At 45.2% G+C, this 16,961-nt stretch carries 13 protein-coding genes, 3 pseudogenes and 1 riboswitch; of the genes and pseudogenes, 7 read left to right on the forward strand and 9 right to left on the reverse strand.

Annotation, left to right across the window (positions count from 1 at the left end; genetic code table 11):
- Window positions 1–28: 28 nt before the first annotated feature.
- Together KI350_RS20600 and KI350_RS20605 are read right to left on the reverse strand one after the other, a co-directional pair.
- Window positions 29–901, reverse strand: coding sequence for an AraC family transcriptional regulator (locus KI350_RS20600; RefSeq protein WP_023855577.1), 873 nt, complete (start codon window positions 899–901; stop codon window positions 29–31).
- Window positions 902–1,009: 108 nt separating this feature from the next.
- Window positions 1,010–2,551, reverse strand: a complete 1,542-nt coding sequence (locus KI350_RS20605) for a multicopper oxidase family protein (protein WP_023855578.1) — start codon at window positions 2,549–2,551, stop codon at window positions 1,010–1,012.
- Between the two features lie 274 nt (window positions 2,552–2,825).
- Between KI350_RS20605 and KI350_RS20610 the strand changes: the two genes are divergently transcribed.
- Window positions 2,826–3,833, forward strand: a complete 1,008-nt coding sequence (locus KI350_RS20610; protein WP_023855579.1) for an acyltransferase family protein — start codon at window positions 2,826–2,828, stop codon at window positions 3,831–3,833.
- 36 nt (window positions 3,834–3,869) lie between these two features.
- Here KI350_RS20610 and KI350_RS20615 read toward each other — a convergent pair whose 3' ends face one another.
- Complete coding sequence (locus KI350_RS20615) at window positions 3,870–4,370, reverse strand: DUF4352 domain-containing protein (RefSeq protein WP_025810309.1); 501 nt, start codon at window positions 4,368–4,370, stop codon at window positions 3,870–3,872.
- A 75-nt stretch (window positions 4,371–4,445) separates the two neighbouring features.
- Window positions 4,446–4,790, reverse strand: a pseudogene (locus KI350_RS20620) (DUF4064 domain-containing protein); the annotation flags it as partial.
- A 450-nt stretch (window positions 4,791–5,240) separates the two neighbouring features.
- Here KI350_RS20620 and KI350_RS20625 point away from each other — a divergent pair.
- From KI350_RS20625 to guaA, 5 genes are all read left to right on the forward strand, one after another.
- Window positions 5,241–6,113 carry a cation diffusion facilitator family transporter gene (locus tag KI350_RS20625; protein ID WP_020450423.1) on the forward strand — a complete coding sequence of 291 codons (873 nt, stop codon included), beginning with the start codon at window positions 5,241–5,243 and terminating at the stop codon, window positions 6,111–6,113.
- A gap of 157 nt (window positions 6,114–6,270) precedes the next feature.
- Window positions 6,271–7,233, forward strand: a complete 963-nt coding sequence (locus KI350_RS20630; RefSeq protein WP_065643598.1) for an AAA family ATPase — start codon at window positions 6,271–6,273, stop codon at window positions 7,231–7,233.
- Window positions 7,233–8,444, forward strand: a complete 1,212-nt coding sequence (locus tag KI350_RS20635; protein WP_065643599.1) for a DUF58 domain-containing protein — start codon at window positions 7,233–7,235, stop codon at window positions 8,442–8,444. The genes KI350_RS20630 and KI350_RS20635 overlap by 1 nt, the downstream gene beginning before the upstream one ends.
- 4 nt (window positions 8,445–8,448) lie before the next feature.
- On the forward strand, window positions 8,449–10,674 hold the full coding sequence (locus KI350_RS20640; RefSeq protein ID WP_065643600.1) for a DUF4129 domain-containing transglutaminase family protein: 2,226 nt from the start codon (window positions 8,449–8,451) through the stop codon (window positions 10,672–10,674).
- A 188-nt stretch (window positions 10,675–10,862) separates the two neighbouring features.
- Window positions 10,863–12,404, forward strand: a complete 1,542-nt coding sequence (guaA, locus tag KI350_RS20645; RefSeq protein ID WP_065643601.1) for a glutamine-hydrolyzing GMP synthase — start codon at window positions 10,863–10,865, stop codon at window positions 12,402–12,404.
- A 67-nt stretch (window positions 12,405–12,471) separates the two neighbouring features.
- Here guaA and KI350_RS23475 read toward each other — a convergent pair.
- The 5 genes and pseudogenes from KI350_RS23475 to KI350_RS20670 all read right to left on the reverse strand — a co-directional run.
- Window positions 12,472–12,636, reverse strand: a pseudogene (locus KI350_RS23475) (response regulator); the annotation flags it as partial.
- 334 nt (window positions 12,637–12,970) lie between these two features.
- Window positions 12,971–13,789: an SDR family oxidoreductase gene (locus tag KI350_RS20655; protein WP_065643602.1), complete on the reverse strand. Its 819-nt coding sequence runs from the start codon at window positions 13,787–13,789 to the stop codon at window positions 12,971–12,973.
- 23 nt (window positions 13,790–13,812) lie between these two features.
- On the reverse strand, window positions 13,813–14,166 hold the full coding sequence (locus KI350_RS20660) for a MerR family transcriptional regulator (protein ID WP_065643603.1): 354 nt from the start codon (window positions 14,164–14,166) through the stop codon (window positions 13,813–13,815).
- A 207-nt stretch (window positions 14,167–14,373) separates the two neighbouring features.
- On the reverse strand, window positions 14,374–14,538 hold the full coding sequence (locus tag KI350_RS20665) for a hypothetical protein (protein WP_186440205.1): 165 nt from the start codon (window positions 14,536–14,538) through the stop codon (window positions 14,374–14,376).
- 4 nt (window positions 14,539–14,542) lie between these two features.
- Window positions 14,543–14,970: pseudogene (locus KI350_RS20670) on the reverse strand (ATP-binding protein); the annotation flags it as partial.
- Window positions 14,971–15,234: 264 nt separating this feature from the next.
- Window positions 15,235–15,336, forward strand: a riboswitch (purine riboswitch).
- Between the two features lie 133 nt (window positions 15,337–15,469).
- Here KI350_RS20670 and KI350_RS20675 point away from each other — a divergent pair.
- Window positions 15,470–16,792, forward strand: a complete 1,323-nt coding sequence (locus KI350_RS20675; protein ID WP_065643605.1) for an NCS2 family permease — start codon at window positions 15,470–15,472, stop codon at window positions 16,790–16,792.
- Window positions 16,793–16,961 lie beyond the last annotated feature (169 nt).

Raw genomic sequence — 16,961 nt, forward strand, 5'->3', positions numbered from 1 at the left:
CCTGTGGTCAGAAGGTTCCCCGGCGTTTTTACAGAAGCGGAATATAGATGGTCATCTTCATCTCGTTGGGCGGCACCGAACGGCACACATCAGTCACTTCAAAGTCCGGTCCTTCTGTTCTCTCGTAATTGGTATTCATCAGCCATGATCCATAGATGTATCTTCTTGTGTTCTGCACGGATTCGGTCGATCCGTGCACATGAAATACGGCGTATTTGCCGCCGGGAATTTTCATATACATAAGCGGCTCCGGCACTTCTCCGGCTGCTGTTTCGCGAACGGCTTCCCCGATGATAAATGAGAAACCTCCGTCATCCTGGAAGCGGCATGACAGCCCGTAACACATATTCGGATCTGTTTTTTGAGGGATTTGCATAAAGTATCCATTTCTGCCGAAATCGTTGTAGAATTTCGGGATATCTTCGAAATACTTTTCCTCGTTTAAATTTGTCCGGTACTCATATCCGATCATATGTATGTCGTTTAAATGAGTGATGTGCGGCTTTGGGATGTTCATATCTCCAGTCATCCTTTCTTTATATTCGAGAAAATTCATTTTGGTTTGAAAATCAAGCTTGACCTTTGCTTTGCGGTACTTGGCCGGAGTGATGCCGAAATACTGTGAGAATGCCCTGCCGAAAGCTTCCTGTGAGCTATAGCCGAAATCAATTGCGATATCGAGAATGGAACGGTCCGTTTTCTCAAGCAGAAGCGCAGCTTCAGACAGACGCCGGTTGCGAATGTACTGATAAACGGAAAAACCGGAGATCGCCTGAAAAAGCCTTTGAAAATGAAACGGGGAGAAACATGATTTAGCCGCAATATCCGTAATGTTTAAATCGTTTTGAAGGTGTTCTTCGATAAAATGAACCGCGTTTTGAATTCTTTCGTAATCATCCATATTCATCCACAGCCTTTACGATTTGATGATCTTATTGTACAGGATCAAGCGATGGTTTTTTTGATGATTTGTGCTTTTTTAAAAGCCTCCAAATGCGGAGGCTTTTTCTTATTGATGACGAATATCCGTTACTTCAAGAGGGCGCATCATATCGTAATCTTCGTGCTCCAGAATGTGGCAGTGCCAAACATATCTGCCGCTGTACGGTGCGAAGGTTGCGATAATCCGCGTCACCGAGCCAGGAGGTACTTTGACGGTGTCTTTCAGCCCCTTTTCATTCTGTGCCGGTGGAGCTGCCGGACCTGTAAAGACTAGTTCTCCGTTTTCCTGATACCGTTCGATATCAAACGGCCGGTGGTCGAGAATCAAAAATTGGACAAGATGTAAATGGATCGGATGGATCGCTCTTCCGGCATTGATGATCGACCAGATCTCAGTGCTGCCGAGGGCGGGAGTTTCAGTTACCGGTTCATGCCATTTTGTGTTGTTTAAAAGCAGAACAGGTCTTCCATATTGGTCAAGGGACGCGCCCAACGACAGATTTCTAAGGGTATTGATCTTGTGTCTCCGGTAAAATGGGCGTTTTCTCAATATTCTCGGCAATGAACTTGTATCTTTTTGCTTCAATGGTTTTGAGATGCGGAATTGCATGATGTCGGCATCTGTATCGGGATCCGCGTCTTGTCCGCCGCAGCCGATCCGGTTTTTCAATGTCACGGTTTTTCCTTCAGCTCGTGAAAAATCAACGATGATATCGCATCTTTCAGCCGGTGCGATCACCAGTTCATTGACTTTAACCGGATGCTGCAGAAGACCACCGTCAGTGCCGATTTGGTGAAATGTGATGTCATGATCGAAATACAGCTCAAAGATTCTCGTATTGGAGGCGTTCAGTATCCGAAAACGGTATTTTCGAGGTTCCAGTTCATCATAAGGCCATACCTTGCCGTTGACTAAAATGGTATCACCGCAAAAAGCCGGAACAATCGACGGGTCGGGAAGATCCGGCGAAGGGTTGTCAGGCTGCTGCGGATAAAACAATGAACCATCTTCATGAAAGGACTTATCCTGAATCAAGAGCGGAATTTCATATTCTCCCTTCGGCAAGTTCAATGACCGCTCTTCCCTGTCGCGGATAAAATATAAACCGACAAGCCCCGCATATACATTCAGCCTTGTGATGGCCATTGCATGATCGTGATACCAGAGAGCCGTAGCATCCTGCTCATTCGGATATTCATACACCTCCCTTTCAAAAAAAGGGCCTTTGACTTGAAAATCTTTAGTGTACCAGGCTTCCGGGTAACCGTCGCTATCAGGCGGTGTCCGGCCTCCATGCAAATGAACGACCGTTTTGACTTCATGTTCATGATGGCCGTCGTCATGAATTGTATGGTCGACGGGGAGAAAATGATGATCCGGAAGCTTATTCAACCATTTGACCGCGACTTTTTCGTGTTTTTGCACTTCAAAGGTGGGGCCGGGATAGACCCCGTTATATCCAAACAGCCGGGTCGGCGGCAGATCGCGGTGGAGCTGCTGCTGAAATTCTTTCATCGTGACTTCATAATAGGTCATTTCCTTGCTTTTGCTGTGGGGTTTAAGCACTTTCGGAATGGGGAGTTTGTCAACGAATTTTTCAAGTTTCATGTTTCACCTGTCCTCTTTTGTTCTAATGAAAAGATCATTACATTATAAGACGGGTTGCATGGTCTGGTTCCTCATGATGAGAATAAGAAATGTAATTTGTGCTGAGAATGTTAAAAAAAAGAATCGATCATGACAAGAAGATGAACAGAATATTTCCTAACGATTAAAAATCGCCTTAAGGCATGCTTCGCGGAGGAAGAAAGGCGGGGATGATGATACATTATGTGTAAACCCTTTCTTATGGGGCGAAGCGGTCTGAAAGGAGATACCCGTATTGCAGAAAAGAATAGAGTGGATTGATGTTTCGAAGGGCGTGGGAATTATATTGGTCGTGTTGGGCCATACACCGACGCCGGATTGGCTGAAAACGTTCATTTTCGCATTTCATATGCCGCTGTTTTTCTTTCTGTCCGGCCTCGTTTACCATGATGGGAAGATGACTTTTACATCATTTCTTCTTAAAAAAATAAAGACGCTTCTTTTGCCGTACTTCATTTTTTCCGTTCTTGCCTATTTATTCTGGGTTCTCGTTGAGAGGCATTTTACGTTTACGGGGAGTTCGGATGTCGATCCGGTTGTACCGTTTAAAGGCATTTTTTATTCGATGCCTGATGACTACATGCTGACACACAACCCGGCGCTCTGGTTTTTAACATGCTTATTCATCGTTGAAATGCTTTTTTTTATCGTGAAGAGATGGGGGAAAGGCAGGCTGTTTATCGTCATTGCCGTAATGGTGTCGGCCGCCTTGGGCTATTTGAATGATCAATTTGTGGGCATCAAGCTGCCGTGGAATATTGAAGTGGCCTTGACCGCCATCGTATTTTATTCGGCCGGTTTTCTGTCGAGAAATAGCCTGAGGGAGATGAGAGACAGAAGAACGCTGCTGCCAGCGCTTCTCTTATTCATCGCGGTCGGCTTTTTACAGACCCTGAACGTCAGAGTGGATATGAGGGCCAATGAGTATGGAAACATGGCGGTCTTTTATCTGACCTCATTTCTGGGAACGGCAGGCGTCATTTTCAGCAGTTTTAAACTCGAAAAAATGAAGCTACTCCAATTCCTCGGCAAAAACTCGCTGATCATTCTCGTACTGCACTACCCGGTCATCAGGATGCTGAAAGCCGTCGTCTACTACTTTACCCAGGTTTCCCTTGATGAGACATACGGTTCCCTGTTATGGAGCGCGCTTTACACCGGTATGACATTGCTTGTTATGGTGCCTTGCATCTTTTTATTGAACCGGTATCCGATCGTGCTTGGGCGGAAGAAATGCAATTAAAAAACTTGCAAAGGAGACTTTGCAAGTTTTTTTGAATTATTGAAGGTTAAAAGTGATTTTTTCATCATTCCAAAAATTAGAAGTGAAAATAACTTTATATGTTTTGCTCTTTTTTGTCTGAAAAGCGATAGTTCCAGAAACCTTACCGTCTTTTGTCAGATTTCCAGATGATAATTGGTTATCATCTGAAAGTGCATAAGTATTATGCGTAATTTGTCCATCTTCGTTTTGAATTTGAAAATCAAGCGGGTTGTAAGAAATATCTTTATCGCTTTTATTTTCTATGTTAACTGTTACAATCACATATTCATTACCTTTTTTTGGTTTGATAAATTTATTGCCCATCGATTTTTTAACGTTGGTCACTGTGATTTGGGTGCCATCCAGATCAGCTGTTTCATTTAAACCAAATTCAGTTTTTTCTTCTTTGGCATCGTCATTGCTTTTTTCTTCGCTAGTTTTTGCGGCTGTCGTCTTTGCACTGCTACCGGACGATTTGCTTTCTTGAGAAGAAGAGCCGCTTGAAGCGAATATCATGACGAATACGATGGATCCAATAATCGTGACATAGAACCACCATTTTTTAAAGACAAGGCCTTTATTCTCGCCGCTGAACAATGCTTTACATCCGCCGATTAATAGCAGAATAAGTGGAACGATATATGCCAGGCTGACGCCGACAGTTCCTCCTATTGCAGCCGCGATATAAAAAGTACCCGCTAATTTAGTATGTTTTTTTACGATACATGCACCGACGATGGCCAGTGCAGACAGCAAAATAACCGCCCAGGATGATCCGATAACTTCTCCGGCGCCATCCGCTTCTAAAGCGGCGCCTAATCCTCCGAATAATAAACCTGAAAATCCTGCAAAAATCCCGAAAATACCGCCTAGTAACCCCAGTACAAATTCTGCTGTACGTTTGACAGGGGCTTGAAAATTCGTTTGTTCTGACATGTAATGTCCCCCTTATAAGCTATGTCATAATGTCTAAAACATATTAATCCAAAAAAGGAAAAAAGTCCATATATTTTTCGTGACTATTTTACTATTGTTTTATATTGTCAGAGTTTTAAGGACTATTTTCGACTTTTTTAATATCGTTTAAATTTTGGGTTTGTTTAATGTTTTTTAGAAGAATCATGCAGGGGAACTAAAGAAAAAATATTCAGAAAGAAGATACCGACCTTTTAATCCTATGCAGCGTGAATAAATTGAGGTTTTCGCAAAATCCTTATACAGAGCGGGTTTTACCGGTTTTGACCCAACTGAAATTTGTTTCCTTAAATAAAAAAAGTTCTACTCTGACTATATTTCTGCAAGAAGTGAATCATGTTTCTATAGACTCACTCAAGTTTTGCTTTGTATGATTAAAAGCGAAAACACGGATGGGAAAGGAAGCTTTTTATGGAACGGTATGATGAATTAAAAAAAGGTGAAACCGGGGCATGGGTCAGCATCATCGCTTACATTGTACTGTCGGCTGTTAAATTGGCCGTCGGGCTTCTATTTCACTCCGAAGCCCTCAGAGCCGACGGACTGAACAATACAACAGATATTATCGCCTCAGTAGCGGTGCTGATCGGCCTCAGGATTTCTCAGAAGCCGCCTGATGAAGACCATCCGTACGGACATTTCCGCGCTGAGACGATCGCCTCGATGATCGCTTCATTTATCATGATGGTGGTCGGTCTTGAAGTGCTGTACAGCTCGGGTGAAATGCTGTTTAATCCGAAAGAAACGACACCGGACATGATTGCGGCTTGGACGGCGGCAGGCAGTGCCGTCGTGATGTTTTTGGTTTTCCTCTACAATAAAAGGCTGGCAAAAAAGGTAAACAGCCATGCCCTCTATGCAGCCGCCGCCGATAATAAATCGGATGCCTATGTCAGCATCGGAACGTTCGCAGGCATCTTTGCTTCGCAATTTAACCTTGCCTGGGTCGATACGGCAGCCGCATTTATCATCGGATTGATCATCTGCAAAACGGCTTGGGGGATTTTTAAAGAGGCGGCCCATTCTTTGACGGACGGATTCGATATTAAACATATTTCAACGTATAAAGAAACGATTCGGAAAGTTCCCGGCGTCGGCAAAATCAAAGATGTTAAAGCGCGTTATTTGGGCAGCACCATCCACGTGGAAATCATCGTGGAAGTGAGATCCGACCTCAACATTGCAGAAAGCCATGATATCGCCGATGAAATTGAGAGAAGAATGCAGGAGGAACACTCGATCGTTCATTCCCATGTTCACATCGAGCCCTCTGGAGAGAAATAAGAAGCGGTCACTGACCGCTTCTTTTTGTTTTTTAACTCTGAAATTCGAAATAAAAAAAGACAAAACTCTATTTTCCTCCAGTTAGTTGTTTTCTGAGAGTACATCGTTTATGGTAAAGTTAAATAAATTCGATTCGTCAGCAATGAGGAGGAAGAGGATGGCATACGAAGAAACGCTGCATCCCGTTTTGGGAAAAGTAGCTGATAATATTGACAAAGTAATGGTAGGAAAGAAAGATATTGCCGTTTTAAGCCTGACTGCCATTCTTGCAAACGGACACGTCCTGCTGGAAGACGTTCCAGGCGTCGGAAAGACGATGATGGTTCGCGCCTTGGCAAAGTCAACCGGCGCTGAATTTAAGAGAATCCAGTTTACGCCAGATTTACTGCCTTCAGATGTAACAGGCGTTTCCATATATAATCCGAAAACACTGGAATTTGAATACCGTTCAGGCCCGATTATGGGAGATATCATTCTCGCCGATGAAATCAACAGAACATCGCCGAAAACGCAGTCGGCGCTTCTGGAAGCGATGGAAGAAGGAAGTGTGACAGTAGACGGCGTGACAATGCCGCTTTCAAAACCTTTTTTTGTAATGGCTACGCAAAATCCCGTCGAGTATGAAGGGACATATCCGCTGCCGGAAGCTCAGCTTGACCGCTTTTTATTCAAGCTGAGAATGGGGTATCCGACAGTGCGCGAAGAGCTTCAAGTGCTCGATCTTCAGGAAAACCGCAGCCCGATTGAGGAAGTTGAGCCTGTCATAGAGAAAGAAGAGCTTGCCGCATTTCAAAAAGAGGCTGAAAAGGTGTATGTAGACGCTGCGATTAAAGAATACATTGTGGAGATCGCCCAAAAAACGAGGAGTCATTCCGCCGTTTATCTCGGCGTGAGTCCGCGCGGCTCAATCGCCTTGATGAAGGCTGCTCAGGCGTTTGCATTTTTATATAACCGTGATTATGTCATTCCTGATGATATTCAGTATTTGGCGCCTTTTACCTTTGCACACAGAATGATTCTGCGGTCAGAGGCGAAATTTGAAGGAAAGCGGCCTGAAGCTGTTCTTCAGGACATTATGTCAAAAACGGAAGTTCCGGTCGGAAGGTCGATGAGCAACTGATGAGAGAGCGCATCGGTCTTGTGAAGTACGGATGGAAGCTGTTTATCGTGTTTCTTCTGTTTGCTTCAACGTTTTGCTATGCGATGTTTCAAGGGGGATTTGTCAGCTGGTTTTTGTTCTACTCATTTCTTCCCTTTGTGCTTTATGCTTTCCTGTTTGCCTTTTATCCGCTGAAGAATATGACAGCGGAGCGGAGGCTGAGCCGCGGGCAGTATAAAGCTGGTGATCAATTGGAAGCTTTTGTCGTGTTAAAGAGAAAATGGCCCTTTCCGATTATGTTTATGATCGTGGAAGACTGTCTGCCCGATTCGCTGGGGAGAAACGGGAGGGCGGCAGAAGCCAAACAGTTTCTCTTTCCTTGGTTTAAAAAAGAAATTAAGATGACGTACACGATCAATTCGGTTCCGAGAGGAGACCACCGTTTAGCAAAAATCAGGGTCCGCACAGGTGATCCGCTCGGACTGCTGGAAAGAGAATGCGAGATTCAATTAGAAGACTCCTTTCTCGTTCTGCCTTCCTATCAAGAGATCACTTACCGCGCCAGCGGAGGCTCTTATGATGAACATGCAGGCCGCGTTTCAGAGCTTCGCCGAAAGGACAGCACACTGGCATCAGGTATCAGGGAATACCAGCCGGGCGACCGGTTTGCATGGGTCGACTGGAAGACGTCAGCACGGCGCAGCCAGCTGATGACGAAGGAATTTGAGCAGACGAAAGGGGATGATCTGCTCGTCTTTATGGATCAGTCTCCCTCTGATGCTTTTGAAGAGATCGTCGCGTTTACCGCTTCCATCATTCGTTCGGCCATGCGGAGCGGGACGAATGCAGGGCTTGTCTCCACAGGAAAGGAGCGGAATGCCTTCCCGGTTCGGCAAGGGGAGGAGCATCTGAGAAAGCTGTTTTACTACTTGGCGCTTGCCGATTGCGATGCGGTCCTGCCGTTCCACAGTCTGCTGGAGGGTGAATTCGGCCATCCAGATATGAGAAAAGCCGTTAAATATATTGTGACAAGCCGCATCACCAACGAATTGGTGCAGGTTTTGAAGAAACCGCTCTCCGGCGGACTGCCCGTCATTTGTTTGGTGAAGAAAAAAGGCGGAGCCCTCTCAAGTGAGGAAAGCGCCGCTGTCCAACAATTAAAAGCGCGGGGGATTGAAGTGAACGTCATTTACGGGGAACATTTTTCCCGGGGTTTTGCTGAAGCGAGGTGAGAAAATGTTGTCCGGGGGAAAAAGAAACAGTTTCGGTTTATTGCTTTTTTATGTGCTAACCTTTTTGCTGCTGTGGGAATGGCTGCGTCCTTTGCAGTATTTTACCGATACGGGGCACACCGTCTTTTTTATTTTGTTTATTGCCTTAGTATTTTTGCTTACATTTTTTAAGGTTCCTTGGTTTATCAGATTTCCGGTCAGCCTTGGCTTCGTTCTGTTTGCGCTTCACACGATTTTTTACGAAGGATCGGTGTTTTCACCTTCATGGATTGCCCTGCTTTTTCAGGATTTAAATCAAAATTTCTCCTATATTTTCTCCGGCATGTGGCGGGATATGTCGCCGTTGTTTCGGACGCTGCTCTTTTACGTCCTTCTTTGGCTGCTTGTATACTTGCTGCACTACTGGGTGATCTATCAGCGCAGAATTTTATTCTTTTTTATCATGACCGTTGTTTATATCGCGGTGATCGATACATTTACGCCGTTTGACGCATCATATGCGATCGTCCGGATCGTGTTGATCGGTTTTTTGCTTCTCGGCCTGCTGTATTTGGAACGGATCAGGGAATCAGAAGCGTTAAAATCCTCAAGATCGCGGTTTGCCAAATGGTTTGCACCGCTCTTATTGATGACTGCCGCCGCCGTTTGCATCGGGGCGGTCTCGCCGAAAGCCGATCCCGTCTGGCCTGATCCGGTGCCGTTTCTGCAGACGGCTGCGACCGGCGATTTTGCTTCTTCAGGCAAAAGCAAAGTCGGCTATGGAACGAATGATGAGGCATTGGGCGGGCCATTTTCAAAAGACGATACATGGGTATTTACATGGCAGGGAAATGAACGAAGCTATTTCAGAGTGGAAACGAAAAGCCGCTATACAGGTAAAGGCTGGATTGAAGACGAAAAAGCGGGCGCGTCCATCCAGCTTGACGAGGGTGAGCTGGATTACCAGTGGTACGACGAAGGCGTGAAGACCGAAACGCGCAAAGCGATCGTCGATATCGATCCGGCTTATCGGTACGATCACGTCCTGTATCCGATCGGGACGACTGAAATCAAGCTCAACAATTTCTTTGTGCCGCTCCGCATGAACTTAAACACGGAGAAAATAAAACCGGCCGGCAAGACAGGCGCTGACATTCAGAACCTGGAAAGCTATTCGGCCACCTATAAATCACCCGTCTTTGATGTTAACCAGCTGAGGAAGGTCAGCTTGGAGTCGGAGGGAAAATGGAGCAGAAGCCATGAGAAGTATTTGCAGCTTCCCACTTCCCTTCCCGACCGCGTGAAAACATTGGCGCACGATTTAACGAAAGACGAAGATAATATATATGACAAAGCGAAAGCGATTGAGAAGTATCTCGGCTCTTCCGAGTTTTCTTATGAAACGGAAGATGTGGCTGTTCCTAAAGGTGACCAGGATTATGTCGATCAGTTCTTATTTGAGACGAAAATCGGCTACTGCGATAATTTCTCCACAGCTATGATCGTGCTGCTGCGGTCGGCCGGAATACCGGCCCGCTGGGTGAAAGGCTATACATCCGGTGAATATGCAGGAACGACGGCAGACCGGAAACGGACGATTTACGAGGTGACAAACAACAATGCCCACTCCTGGGTTGAAGTGTACTTTGAAGGACAAGGCTGGGTTACGTTTGAACCGACGAAAGGCTTTTTAAATCCGGAGCAGCTCGTTGAAGAGTCCAGCGGCCGGCAAGCCGGCGCGGCTTCTGATAAAAAAGAAGATGATAAGAAAAACGACGGAGGCCAGCGTCCGCAGGATGCAAAAGAACAAGATAACAAAGAGAAGCCCGAATCTCAGACAAAGCGTGATGCCAAAGGCGGTCCTCATGCCGGCAGCGGAGATGCAGAGCGCACCCTTTTGACTGGTGCGTCCGTACTCGGTCTGTTGCTGGCATTGACAGCGGTGCTTTACTTTACAAGGGCAAAATGGATGCCGTACATCATCATCAACAGGCTGAAAAAACGGCGTGATGGCGCGGTTTTCTTCAAAGCTTACGAAGAGCTGCTCCGCCAGCTGAAGCGCCAAGGTATGCAAAAAGAAGAAGGCCAGACGCTGCGCGAGTTTGCGAAGACGGTTGATGAGCGTTTTCAAAGCGGGGAAATGACAGCTTTGACCCGTCAATATGAACGGGCTCTGTATCGAAAGGAAGACGCCGCAAAGCTTTGGAATGATTCGGCGGAGTTATGGGAAAATTTAATTAAAAGGAGATAGTCTTGACCGCTTTCAGTCGTATTGTTAGAATAAGTGAATATTAAAAACCCTTATATATTCTTGCTGGCAGGCTCGGCGGCTTATCTATCGGACAAGCCGGGCCTTGTCCCGTGAATGGGGGCAGGACGGCCGTGTGTCTGCCGCCATTTTTTCTGTGCAAAAAGACAATTTGATAAAGAGGTGACACCATGACGAAGTTAGTAAATGAAATGATTCTTGTGTTGGATTTTGGAAGTCAGTACAATCAGCTGATTACCCGCCGCATTCGTGAGTTTGGTGTATACAGTGAATTGCATCCTCATACGTTGACGGCAGAGGAAATTAAAGAAATGAATCCGAAAGGAATTATTTTGTCCGGCGGTCCGAACAGTGTTTATGACGAAGGATCTTTCCGCTGCGACGAAAAGATTTTCGAACTGGATACCCCTGTTCTTGGCATTTGCTACGGCATGCAGCTGATGACGCATTACCTTGGCGGAAAAGTAGAAGCGGCAAGCCAGCGCGAATACGGAAAAGCGAACATTCATATCGAGGGTGAACCGGATCTGTTTAAAGATCTTCCAAACGAACAGGTCGTCTGGATGAGTCATGGTGATCTAGTTGTTGAAGTTCCAGAAGGCTTTACCGTTGATGCGACAAGCCATCATTGTCCGAACTCAGCAATGAGCAAGAAGGATAAGAAATGGTACGGCGTTCAATTCCATCCGGAAGTCCGCCATTCAGAATACGGAAACGACCTTTTGAAAAACTTCGTTTTCGGTGTTTGTGAATGTGCCGGCGAATGGTCAATGGAAAACTTTATTGAGATTGAAATGCAGAAAATCCGCGAAACAGTCGGCGACAAGCAAGTGCTGTGCGCGCTAAGCGGCGGGGTTGACTCCTCTGTCGTTGCGGTCTTGATTCATAAAGCGATCGGCGACCAGCTCACTTGTATTTTCGTAGACCACGGGCTCCTTCGAAAAGGTGAAGCGGAAGGCGTGATGAAGACGTTCAGCGAAGGCTTCAACATGAACGTGATCAAAGTTGATGCGAAAGACCGCTTCCTGAACAAGCTTAAAGGCGTCTCAGACCCTGAGCAAAAACGGAAAATCATCGGTAATGAGTTTATCTACGTGTTTGACGATGAAGCGGAAAAACTGAAAGGTATTGACTTCCTTGCACAGGGAACGCTTTACACTGACATTATCGAGAGCGGAACAGCGACAGCTCAGACGATCAAGTCGCATCACAATGTCGGCGGACTTCCGGAAGACATGCAGTTTGAACTGATCGAACCGCTGAATACGCTCTTCAAAGATGAAGTGCGTGCGCTCGGAACCGAGCTCGGCATCCCTGACGAAATCGTTTGGCGCCAGCCGTTCCCTGGTCCAGGCCTCGGCATCCGCGTTCTTGGAGAAGTGACGGAGGAAAAGCTTGAAATCGTCCGCGAATCAGATGCGATTCTCCGTGAAGAAATCGCCAAAGCTGATCTTGAAAAAGATATTTGGCAATACTTCACTGTTCTTCCTGACATCCGCAGCGTCGGTGTCATGGGAGATGCAAGAACGTATGACTATACGATCGGCATTCGCGCCGTGACATCGATTGACGGCATGACATCCGACTGGGCGAGAATTCCTTGGGATGTCCTTGAGACAATCTCGACACGGATCGTCAATGAAGTGAAGCACATTAACCGTGTGGTTTACGACATTACGAGCAAGCCGCCTGCAACAATCGAGTGGGAGTAGTAACAGATGCCCTAAAAACCCTTGGTAATACTGGGTTTTTAGGGCTTTTATATTTTTCATGGCACAGTTATGGCATTCTTTCGTCAATTTTTGCTCTTGCAGACAGAATTAAAATCTTTGTATCTGTATCCTTTTTGCGAATTGTCCGCAATACATCAAGCCCGTCTATTTTGGGGATATTCAAGTCTAAAACGATAATATCGTACTCATTAACTTGGTAATATTCTAAAGCCTCTTCACCATTAAAACTGTATCAACCGCATAACTTGCCTTGCGAAGTCCCTTTGCAACGATAGCTGAAAGCATTTCTTCATCTTCACAAGTATTATTTTCATATACGCACATCCTTACAATTCATGAGTTATATCATATCAATGGAAATGTTAGTTTTTCGTTAGCTTTTTTCGCCGAGCGCCGGGTTTTGAGTATCGTCAAATTCTATCACATCGGAGACGTTTTTATTTTTTCTTTCCCCTCCAATGACTATTTAAGCACTTGACTGTGTGGGGTGATGGACGGGAAGATTTGTTTTTCCTCAATAGGAGATGCACATGGAATGCTGAAAATTATTCAATATCAATACCAAATCTTTGAGCCATTTTGCCGATAAATTCATTATCGTTTAGTTCTTCGCGTTCAATCATCAAGTCAGAGCCGATATGATATCTCAGTTGGCGGGAAGGATCGATTGCCGCCTTGTAGATAACTTCAGCAACAAGTTCCGGAGAAGCGATTTGTTCAGGGGCGAACAAGCTTTGATACATTAAATTGATTTTTTGCTCGAATTCACTATAATCTGTCAACCGAGTATCCTGAATAGCATCCCTAGATCTGCCCGTGAACTCGGTTTTGGTGGGACCCGGCTCCACAATCTTTACCCGGATATTAAATGGAGACAGTTCATAAAGTAGAGACTCAGTGAATCCGTTTACGGCATATTTGGAAGCATGATAAAGCGAAAACAACGGATAGGTGACTCTGCCTCCCTCAGAGGTAACGTTGATAATAACTCCCTTACGATTCTTTCTGAAATGAGGCAGGATCGCTTTGGTTACCCGCATCAGGCCAAACACATTGACATCAAACTGTCTTTGAATTTGTTCTTCCGTTGCAGCCTCAAAGATACCAAATGCACCGTAACCTGCATTGTTTACAACGACGTCGATTTCCCCGAATTTTGATATCCCTTGCTCGATTACAGTTTGGATAGATTCCTTGTTTTCAACGTCAAGATGGGTAACCCACACGTTCTGAACCTTGGTCAACTCCGTTTCTTTTTCAGGACAACGCATAGTAGCAATAACGTTCCATCCCTTATTTGCGAAATGTAAGGCTGTAGCTCTTCCGATTCCTGCTGATGTACCGGTGATCATGATTGTTTTCATGGGCTGGCGCCTCCTTTAAACTCCTACCGAGAGGAATATAAATCGATTTTGTATTGAATGTTTTCCTTGAAGCGAGTTAATTGTTCGAATTGGGCTTCGATACGTTTAATTTGTAATTGAAGCATTTGGATACGTTCAGTTTTCGTTTCATCTCCCTTTATGACCAGTTGCACAAACTGCTTCATTTCGGCAATACTCATTCCTGAATCACGAAGGCAGCATGCGAATTTGATCCATTCAATGTCTTCCGAATCAAATATGCGAATACCGTTTTCATTACGTTTGGCGGGTGGAAGAATCCCTTCCTTTTCATAGTAACGAAGAGTGTGAATAGACAATCCGGTCTCTCTCGCAAGCTGACTAATTTGAAGGGCCATAGAAGATTTCGTCCGTTCTTTTGAACATTGGACATTCCTCCTTTCATCATGAAATTAATAATAGCTTATCACCTAGAGTGCGCTCTAGGTCAAGGCTTTCATCACGATCAAGCTCGATGGAAGAACTGTACCGCGAAGCCAAGTGCGCAGAACCACACTGAAAAACCCGCTCCAGGTATTATTTATTCCCGGGGCGGGTTTTGCCGCTCACCTTTTTTGCATTTTGTTGTCGAGACTCCAAACGAAGGGAACCGTATCATCCACCAAGCCAGCAGCCTGTGTAATGGTAAACAGGGAAAGAAACAATAAAAAAATGACCGCACTAATGAGTACCGTCATCCATACCATCTTTTTCAGTTTTGGTTTGTTCATCTCATCACTGCCTTTCTGCGACAGGTGGTCTGGTGTCAAAGGCTGCAAATAAATCTTCAAAAACAGGATGAACTTGAATAATCCCAACCCGTCCATATAAATCCTGCATAAGGCATTGTCCATTTTCCAATTTTCTAAGTCGTCGTTGATTGGCTTCATCTCGGAATCGACACCAAAAATTGAAGGGTTTTCTTAATTTCTGTACTGTCACTGGAACGAAAGGCAAACTTCACACCAATATTCATCGGTTAAATCTTGTGCGTTTTGCGTGACAAAGTACACCCCTGCGTTCATGGAGCGGCCTGCACGTACCAGCTTGTTAGAAAGGGTTTTTCCTTGTGCCGCTTGCAAAAACAACCATGCTTCATCAAGGTCTACAATTTTAAAAATCCTGCGGTCGGAGTGGATAAAATCTAAGGCAAAGGTAGAAATGCCGCAACTGCCTTGTCATGTATCTTCTGATCGCGGCGTGACAACCGAAAGGCATCAAAATTTAAGATTTATTTTCAAACCGTGTACGAAGCACCAGTTTGTAGCAGAATATGAAACCCGAATACGATATCATGATAAATTCGTGTTTTATTCAAAAACGATTCACGGTCAGAATCTGGAAAAAACAACGAACGAAGCGAACATTAAAATCATTAATGTTCGTTTTTTTATTGTGTTCAGCGTTAGATATTGCTACAATAGTATAGTAATTCAAAAAAGACTTGTCGTATAATCATGGGGATATGGCCCATAAGTTTCTACCAAGCTACCGTAAATAGCTTGACTACGCTTGTATACAATATTTTGTCCGTGAAAAAAACATTTTTTCAGTATGAAATATGCCGTAGTCAAGCGTCCCGCCAATTGGGGCGTTTTTTGTTTAAAAGCAAAGGTTTATGAAACAATAAAAGCGACAGACAAACGAGAGGAGTATACCATTTTGAAGCGTTACTTTCAGTTTGAAGAATTGGGTACAAACTATCGGAGAGAAATGATCGGCGGACTCACCACATTTTTGTCCATGGCATATATTTTGATCGTCAACCCGCTTACCCTTTCTCTGGCGTCGGTGGAAAATTTCCCGGATGCATTGAGAATGGATCAAAGCGCGGTCTTTACGGCAACAGCGGTTTCAGCAGCTGTCGGTTGTTTTATCATGGGGCTGCTTGCGAAGTATCCGATCGCCCTTGCGCCCGGAATGGGGCTTAACGCATTCTTTGCATTCTCCGTTATTCTGAACATGCAGATTCCATGGCAGACGGCCCTTTCCGGCGTTATGGTTTCCGGACTTATTTTTATCGCTCTTTCGCTGTCCGGTTTGAGGGAAAAAATTATCAATTCGATTCCTTATGAGCTGAAAATGGCTGTCGGTGCGGGAATTGGTCTGTTTATCGCTTTCGTCGGTTTGCAGGGCTCCAAAATCGTCGTATCCAACCCGGATACCATTGTGTCGTTTGGAAATATTCATTCAGGTCCCGTTCTTTTGACTGTTTTCGGACTGATCATCACTGTCATTTTAATGGTATTGCGCGTGAACGGCGGCATTTTCTTCGGGATGCTGCTCACGGCGATTGTCGGTATGATCTTCGGTCAGATTGACGTTCCTGACAAAATTGTCGGTGCTGTTCCCAGCCTTGCGCCGACATTTGGACAAGCCTTTATCCACCTTCATGATATCTTTTCGGTGCAGATGCTTGTCGTCATTTTAACGTTTTTATTCGTCGACTTTTTTGATACGGCCGGTACATTGGTGGGTGTTGCATCACAAGCCGGTTTGATGAAGGATAACAAACTGCCGCGCGCTGGCAGGGCTTTGCTTGCCGATTCTTCCGCAACTGTTGCCGGAGCGATCCTTGGTACATCGACGACGACCGCTTATGTTGAGTCAAGTGCCGGGGTAGCGGCCGGAGCGAGAAGCGGTTTTGCGGCGATCGTGACAGGCGTTTTGTTCTTGCTGTCGCTGTTCTTCTCGCCTGTCCTCAGCGTTATCACTTCGCAAGTGACGGCGCCTGCTTTAATCATCGTCGGCGTGCTGATGGTGGCGAATCTCAACAAAATCGACTGGACGAAGTTTGAGATTGCGGTGCCCGCATTCTTAACGATGATCGCGATGCCGCTGACATACAGCATCGCCACAGGAATCGCGATCGGATTTATTTTCTACCCGATCACGATGATCTTTAAAGGCAAAGCAAAAGAGATCCATCCGATTATGTACGGATTGGCTGTTGTATTCATTCTTTATTTCATTTTCTTGAAATAAGGTGTGCTGTGCGTAAAAGGCTTGTTCATTTGAACAAGCCTTTCAGCTTGTCGACAAAGCCATAAAAAGTGGCTTGATCGACAAGCTTTTTTTGTTAAAATGTGAGTGAAATCTAGTTTTTGGAGGTTTTTCCATGTTGTCTAAGCACTCTAAAGATCAGCGCGAACAG

The sequence above is a fragment of the Bacillus sp. J41TS8 genome (assembly GCF_018333035.1).
Lineage (GTDB): Bacteria > Bacillota > Bacilli > Bacillales > Bacillaceae > Bacillus > Bacillus paralicheniformis.

Excerpts from the sequence above, each read along its gene's own strand:
- KI350_RS20600 (WP_023855577.1), bottom strand. The coding sequence starts at position 901 with ATGGATGATTACGAAAGAATTCAAAACGCGGTTCATTTTATCGAAGAA.
- KI350_RS20605 (WP_023855578.1), bottom strand. The coding sequence starts at position 2,551 with ATGAAACTTGAAAAATTCGTTGACAAACTCCCCATTCCGAAAGTGCTT.
- KI350_RS20615 (WP_025810309.1), bottom strand. The coding sequence starts at position 4,370 with ATGATATTCGCTTCAAGCGGCTCTTCTTCTCAAGAAAGCAAATCGTCC.
- KI350_RS20625 (WP_020450423.1), top strand. The coding sequence starts at position 5,241 with ATGGAACGGTATGATGAATTAAAAAAAGGTGAAACCGGGGCATGGGTC.
- KI350_RS20630 (WP_065643598.1), top strand. The coding sequence starts at position 6,271 with ATGGCATACGAAGAAACGCTGCATCCCGTTTTGGGAAAAGTAGCTGAT.
- KI350_RS20635 (WP_065643599.1), top strand. The coding sequence starts at position 7,233 with ATGAGAGAGCGCATCGGTCTTGTGAAGTACGGATGGAAGCTGTTTATC.
- KI350_RS20640 (WP_065643600.1), top strand. The coding sequence starts at position 8,449 with ATGTTGTCCGGGGGAAAAAGAAACAGTTTCGGTTTATTGCTTTTTTAT.
- guaA (WP_065643601.1), top strand. The coding sequence starts at position 10,863 with ATGACGAAGTTAGTAAATGAAATGATTCTTGTGTTGGATTTTGGAAGT.
- KI350_RS20655 (WP_065643602.1), bottom strand. The coding sequence starts at position 13,789 with ATGAAAACAATCATGATCACCGGTACATCAGCAGGAATCGGAAGAGCT.
- KI350_RS20660 (WP_065643603.1), bottom strand. The coding sequence starts at position 14,166 with ATGGCCCTTCAAATTAGTCAGCTTGCGAGAGAGACCGGATTGTCTATT.
- KI350_RS20665 (WP_186440205.1), bottom strand. The coding sequence starts at position 14,538 with ATGAACAAACCAAAACTGAAAAAGATGGTATGGATGACGGTACTCATT.